The organism is Streptomyces kebangsaanensis, from assembly GCF_001906585.1.
GTDB classification, from domain to species: Bacteria; Actinomycetota; Actinomycetes; order Streptomycetales; family Streptomycetaceae; genus Streptomyces; species Streptomyces kebangsaanensis.
In genome coordinates, this window is sequence record NZ_JUJA01000158.1 from 95,388 (window position 1) to 100,227 (window position 4,840).

A 4,840-nucleotide genomic window follows, 5' to 3' on the forward strand; every position below is an offset into this window, starting at 1 on the left:
CCCCTCACCCGACTTTGTGAATTCTTTCACCCAACCTCTTGGCCGGGCTGCGGATTTCGTGCTGAGATGCCGCCACCACTCAAGGCTCGACGGCGTGCTCGGGGAGGGCAACGTGGCGCATACCGCCATGTCTGGTAACGGAACGACCCCAGGTGACGATCCACTCCAGACCGCGGTATGGCGGCTGCGCTCACGCGCATGCTGGGCCGACGCGGCGGAACTGCTCGAGCCGGCCACCGCGGCCGCGGCGCTGCAGAGGACGGAGCTGCTGGTCGAGCGGTGCCTGTACACCGAGGCGGGCTGGGAGGAGGCGGAGGACGCGCTGCGCACCGCCGAGGCGCTGGCCCACACCGACGAGGAGCGGGGGGCGGCCGCCTGCGAACGCGGGTACCTCGCCTACGCGGCCACGCTGCACGGCGTACGGGACCGGGCGGACGAGGCACGGGCCGCGCTCGGCCGGGCGGCGGCCCTGATTCCGCCCGGGGGGCCGGGGCGGGCGCTGCTGGACTTCCGGCGCGGACTGATCGCCGAGAACCTCACCCGCTCCCCGCAGGCCGCGCGCGCCGCCTACCGCCGCGCCCACGCGGGCGCCACCGCGCGCCCCGACCGGCTCCTGCTCTCCTCCACCTGGCGCCACCTGGCCGGACTGGCCCTGCGGGACGGCGAGTTGACCGAGGCACGGCACGGCTTCGCCGAGTCGCTGCGGATCCGCGAGGAGCTGGGCTACCTCGTCGGCACCGCCCCGGCCCTGGTCTCCCTCGCCGACACGGAGGCCGAGCCGGAGGCGTCCCGCCTGCGCGAGGAGGCCCGGCGGCTGTTCCGGCTGCTGGGGGGCGTACCGACGTGGCTGGCCCGGCAGTTGGCTCCGTTACCGCCGGCGACGGGAGCGGCGACGGCGTAGGCGGCGTGACGCAGGCCCTGTCCGGCGGTTCCCGCCGGGCCCGCGGGTCCTACGCCGCTCCCCCGAAGTGCTCGGCCACCAGGGAGCGCACCACTTCCAGGTCCCGGACGATCAGCGCGTCCAGGAGTGCCGTGTGCTGGGCCGCGTCGGCGACCAGGTCGGCGCGGCCGGGCCGGGCCGGGCCGCCGACGAGCGGCCACTGGGCGCGGCGGTGGAGGTCCTCGGCGATCTGGACGAGCTGGCCGTTCCCGGCCAGGGACAACACCGCGCGGTGGAAGGTCCGGTCGGCCTCGGCGTACGTCGCCCGGCAGCCGGAGGACGCGGCCCGCACGGTGGCCTCGGCGAGCGGCCGCAGGTCGGCCCAGCGCTCGACGGGCACGGTACGGGCCAGCCGCAGCATCATCGGCACCTCGATCAGGGCCCGCACCTCGGCCAGTTCGGCGAGCTCGCGGGCGCCGCGTTCGACCACCCGGAAGCCGCGGTTGGGCACGACCTCGACGGCGCCCTCCAGGGCGAGCTGCTGCATCGCCTCGCGCACCGGTGTGGCGGACACCCCGAAGCGCTCGCCGAGCGCGGGTGCCGAGTAGACCTCGCCGGGCCGCAGTTCGCCCGCGACCAGCGCGGTGCGCAGGGCCTGCAGGACCTGCCCGCGCACGGAGGAGCGCCGCACGACGGACCGGGGCCGCGGCAGGGGTCTCTCGCTGTGCGTGTGCTCGCCGCGGACGTCGGCCGGTGAGGCGTCCGCGGACGGGACGTCCCGCTCCCGGCGCGGTTCCGCGGTGGGCGCCTGCCGCGGCAGGCGCGGCGCCGCGTCCGGCCGGGCTTCGGGGATCCGGGTGCCGGTGGAGTCCTGCGCGCCCTGCTTCACGGCCCTCCTCCGGGGTTGGGGTGCTTGGGGTACTTGAGGTCATTACGGCGACTTGTTACTCGTCCGTCAAGCACCTTAAAGGCTATGGGCCATGGGTTCACACTCCGTTGAAGTGAAGTAAGGTAAGGCTTACCTTCAGTCGAGCGCGAAACGGTGGTCCGGCATGCCTGTGCTCCCTTCGGCCGTAGCGGACGCGTACGCCCGCCTCACCGAGGTCTTCCCCGGCCTCGCCGTGACGGAGCTCGGGGACGGCGAACCCGTCCCGGACGGCGGCGGGTGGACCCCGGCCGCCTCGCTCGCGGCGGACGGACCGGGGATGGACGCCTTCCTGGCCTGGGACGACGCCCAGGTCCTGCGGGACTACGGCACCCGGGCCCGCCCGGACGTCGTGGCGAGCTTCGCCCTGCACCGGTACGCCTGGCCCGCCTGCCTGCTGTTCACCGTGCCGTGGTTCCTGCACCGCAGGGTGCCCCGCCTGCCCGTGACCCACGTCTCCTACGACCGTCACGCCGGCCGCATGGCCGTACGCCCCGCCGGCTTCGCCTGCCTGCCGGGCGACCCCGCGGCCGCGCTGCCCGGCGCGCGCGTGGTGCGCGACGAGGAGGCGCTGCGCGCCGAGGTGCGGGCGGCGGTCGCCGAGCACCTGGAACCGGTCCTGACCGGCTTCGGCCCGCACATGCGGCGGCGCGGCCGCGCCCTGTGGGGCATGGCGACCGACGAGATCGTCGAGGGCCTGTGGTACGTCGCCCACCTGCTCGGCGAACAGCGGCGGGCGCAGCGGGAGCTGGAACTGCTGCTGCCGGGCGCGACCCGGCCGTACGTCGGCTCGGCCGCCTTCCGCGAGCTGACCGGGCCGGACGGCGAGTCGCTGCCGACCCGGGACCGGGCCAGCTGCTGCATGTTCTACACCGTGCGCCCCGAGGACACCTGCGCCACCTGCCCGCGCACCTGCGACGCGGACCGGATCACGAAACTGGCCGCCGTCGCAGCGGGTTGAGCGCATCCCGTATGATCATCCGCGGTTGCCGCACCCACAAGGTCACAAATGCTTCACAACTTCCCCACCCGTCGCGGGAACTCTTCGCGGAACCATCCGCACGGGTAATCTTATTCGAACTCAACTCCCGCCCCTCAAGCGGCAGTTCGAGCAGAACGCCGCCCTGGGCATCCCCTTGCACCTCCTTGGCGGCCTCTTGCCCCGAAACCCCCTGAGGGCCGGTGGAATTGGGCCACTATGGCGGGCGTTACGCCCTATCCCAATGCAAGGGACCCCAGATGAGACTGACCGACATATCGCTGAACTGGCTGCTTCCGGGCGCCGTGCTGCTCCTGGGCGTGGTGGCGGCGGTGGCGGTGCTCGCGCGCGGCAAGAAGCGCTCCTCCGGGGAGAACGCGAGCGCGGACGACTCGTGGGAGCGCAGCGAGGAGCGCCGCAGGCGCAAGGAAGCCATCTACGGGACGGCCTCCTACGCACTCCTGTTCTGCTGTGCGGCGGTCGCCGCCGCGCTCTCCTTCCACGGTCTGGTCGGCTTCGGCCGGCAGAACCTCGGCCTCTCCGGCGGTTGGGAGTACCTCGTTCCGTTCGGCCTGGACGGCGCGGCGATGTTCTGCTCCGTGCTCGCCGTGCGCGAGGCCAGCCACGGTGACGCGGCGCTCGGCTCGCGGATACTCGTGTGGACGTTCGCGGGCGCCGCGGCCTGGTTCAACTGGGTGCACGCGCCCAGGGGCGTCGACCACGCGGGCGCGCCGCACTTCTTCGCCGGCATGTCGCTGTCCGCGGCCGTCCTGTTCGACCGCGCGCTGAAGCAGACCCGCCGGGCCGCCCTGCGGGAACAGGGCCTCGTGCCGCGCCCGCTGCCGCAGATCCGGGTGGTCCGCTGGCTGCGGGCGCCCCGCGAGACGTACAAGGCCTGGTCGCTGATGCTCCTGGAGGGCGTGCGCAGCCTGGACGAGGCGGTCGACGAGGTGCGCGACGACAAGCGGCAGAAGGACGAGGCCCGGCGGCTGCAGCGCGAGCAGCAGCGCGTGGAGCGGGCGCGGTTGAAGGCGATCAGCCGGGGCCACCGCGGCTTCGTCGGCCGCGGCGGCCGGCACGTGGAGACGCAGGCCCTGGAGCGCGCCTCGGCCCCGGTCACCGCGGAGCCTGCCATAGCGGCGGCGGAGCAGCTGCCCGTGCGCGCGCGTCCCTCCCTGCAGCCCGTCCGCAAGGGCTCTGACAGCGCCACCGTCGACCTCACCGCGGAGGACGACACAATGGCCCTGCCGCGTCTGGACTCCCTGGAGCGCAAGCTCAAGGACCTGGAGCAGCAGTTCGGCTGATGCGGTGACCGGTGACCGGTGAAACGGGTGTGGGGCGTGGTCGTACGGCCGCGCCCCACACCCGTTTCACCACACCCGTTTCACCACACCCGTTTCACCACACCCGTTTCACCACACCCGTTTCACCCGGCGTTCGCGCCCAGTTCGAACCACACCGACTTCCCGACCCCGTGCGCGCACACGCCCCAGGCGTCCGCGAGGGACTGCACCAGGACCAGGCCCCGGCCGCCCGTGTCGTCGTCGCCGGCCGGCACCCGGGGCCCGGGTCTGCGGGCGACGAAGTCCCTTACCTCCACGCGCAGTCCGCGCGGTGACACGGTGGCCGTCAGGACGGCGTCGTCGTCGGTGTGCACCAGCGCGTTGGTGAGCAGCTCGCTCGCGAGCAACTCCGCGACCTGGGACGTGCCGGGGCCGCCCCAGTGGCGCAGCAGTTCGCGCAGTGCCCGGCGCGTCTCGGGCACCGCCTTCAGATCGGCCCGTTCCAGCCTGCGCCTGAGCTGGGGTGCCGAGTGCCGTTCCGTGGAGCCGTCCGCCTGTTCCTCCGTCGTCCGGATCGGTAAGGCCCCGCCCGGCGGGGGCCCGTCCCCTCGTGCCTGCCTCTTCATGTCCCCCGTCCGCGTGCCGATGTCGGTCCCCCTCCAGCTCGAACACGTTCACGCAGATCCTTGCCCCCCGGGACACGTGCCAGTCATGCCGCACGCTCAATGACCAGGTGTTCGGACAGCGGCGGGCCAACTTGGCCGAAGTACGAC

5 protein-coding genes are annotated in these 4,840 nt (G+C 73.5%); 3 read left to right on the forward strand and 2 right to left on the reverse strand.

Features of this window, described 5'->3' with window-relative positions; translation table 11 throughout:
* The first annotated feature begins 127 nt into the window (after nucleotides 1-127).
* Nucleotides 128-901: a hypothetical protein gene (locus RH94_RS29010; RefSeq protein ID WP_073951417.1), complete on the forward strand. Its 774-nt coding sequence runs from the start codon at nucleotides 128-130 to the stop codon at nucleotides 899-901.
* A gap of 49 nt (nucleotides 902-950) precedes the next feature.
* On the opposite strand, the gene RH94_RS29015 is transcribed toward RH94_RS29010, so the two are convergent.
* On the reverse strand, nucleotides 951-1,769 hold the full coding sequence (locus tag RH94_RS29015) for a GntR family transcriptional regulator (RefSeq protein WP_073951314.1): 819 nt from the start codon (nucleotides 1,767-1,769) through the stop codon (nucleotides 951-953).
* Nucleotides 1,770-1,932: 163 nt separating this feature from the next.
* On the opposite strand from RH94_RS29015, the gene RH94_RS29020 reads away from it, so the two are divergent.
* Nucleotides 1,933-2,766, forward strand: coding sequence for a (2Fe-2S)-binding protein (locus RH94_RS29020; RefSeq protein ID WP_073951315.1), 834 nt, complete (start codon nucleotides 1,933-1,935; stop codon nucleotides 2,764-2,766).
* Nucleotides 2,767-3,044: 278 nt separating this feature from the next.
* Nucleotides 3,045-4,088 (forward strand): DUF2637 domain-containing protein, encoded by a 1,044-nt coding sequence (locus RH94_RS29025; RefSeq protein ID WP_073951316.1) that lies wholly within the window; start codon nucleotides 3,045-3,047, stop codon nucleotides 4,086-4,088.
* A gap of 122 nt (nucleotides 4,089-4,210) precedes the next feature.
* Here the strand turns inward: RH94_RS29025 and RH94_RS29030 are convergent, their stop codons facing one another.
* Nucleotides 4,211-4,693 carry an ATP-binding protein gene (locus tag RH94_RS29030; RefSeq protein WP_079189232.1) on the reverse strand — a complete coding sequence of 161 codons (483 nt, stop codon included), beginning with the start codon at nucleotides 4,691-4,693 and terminating at the stop codon, nucleotides 4,211-4,213.
* Nucleotides 4,694-4,840: the final 147 nt, after the last annotated feature.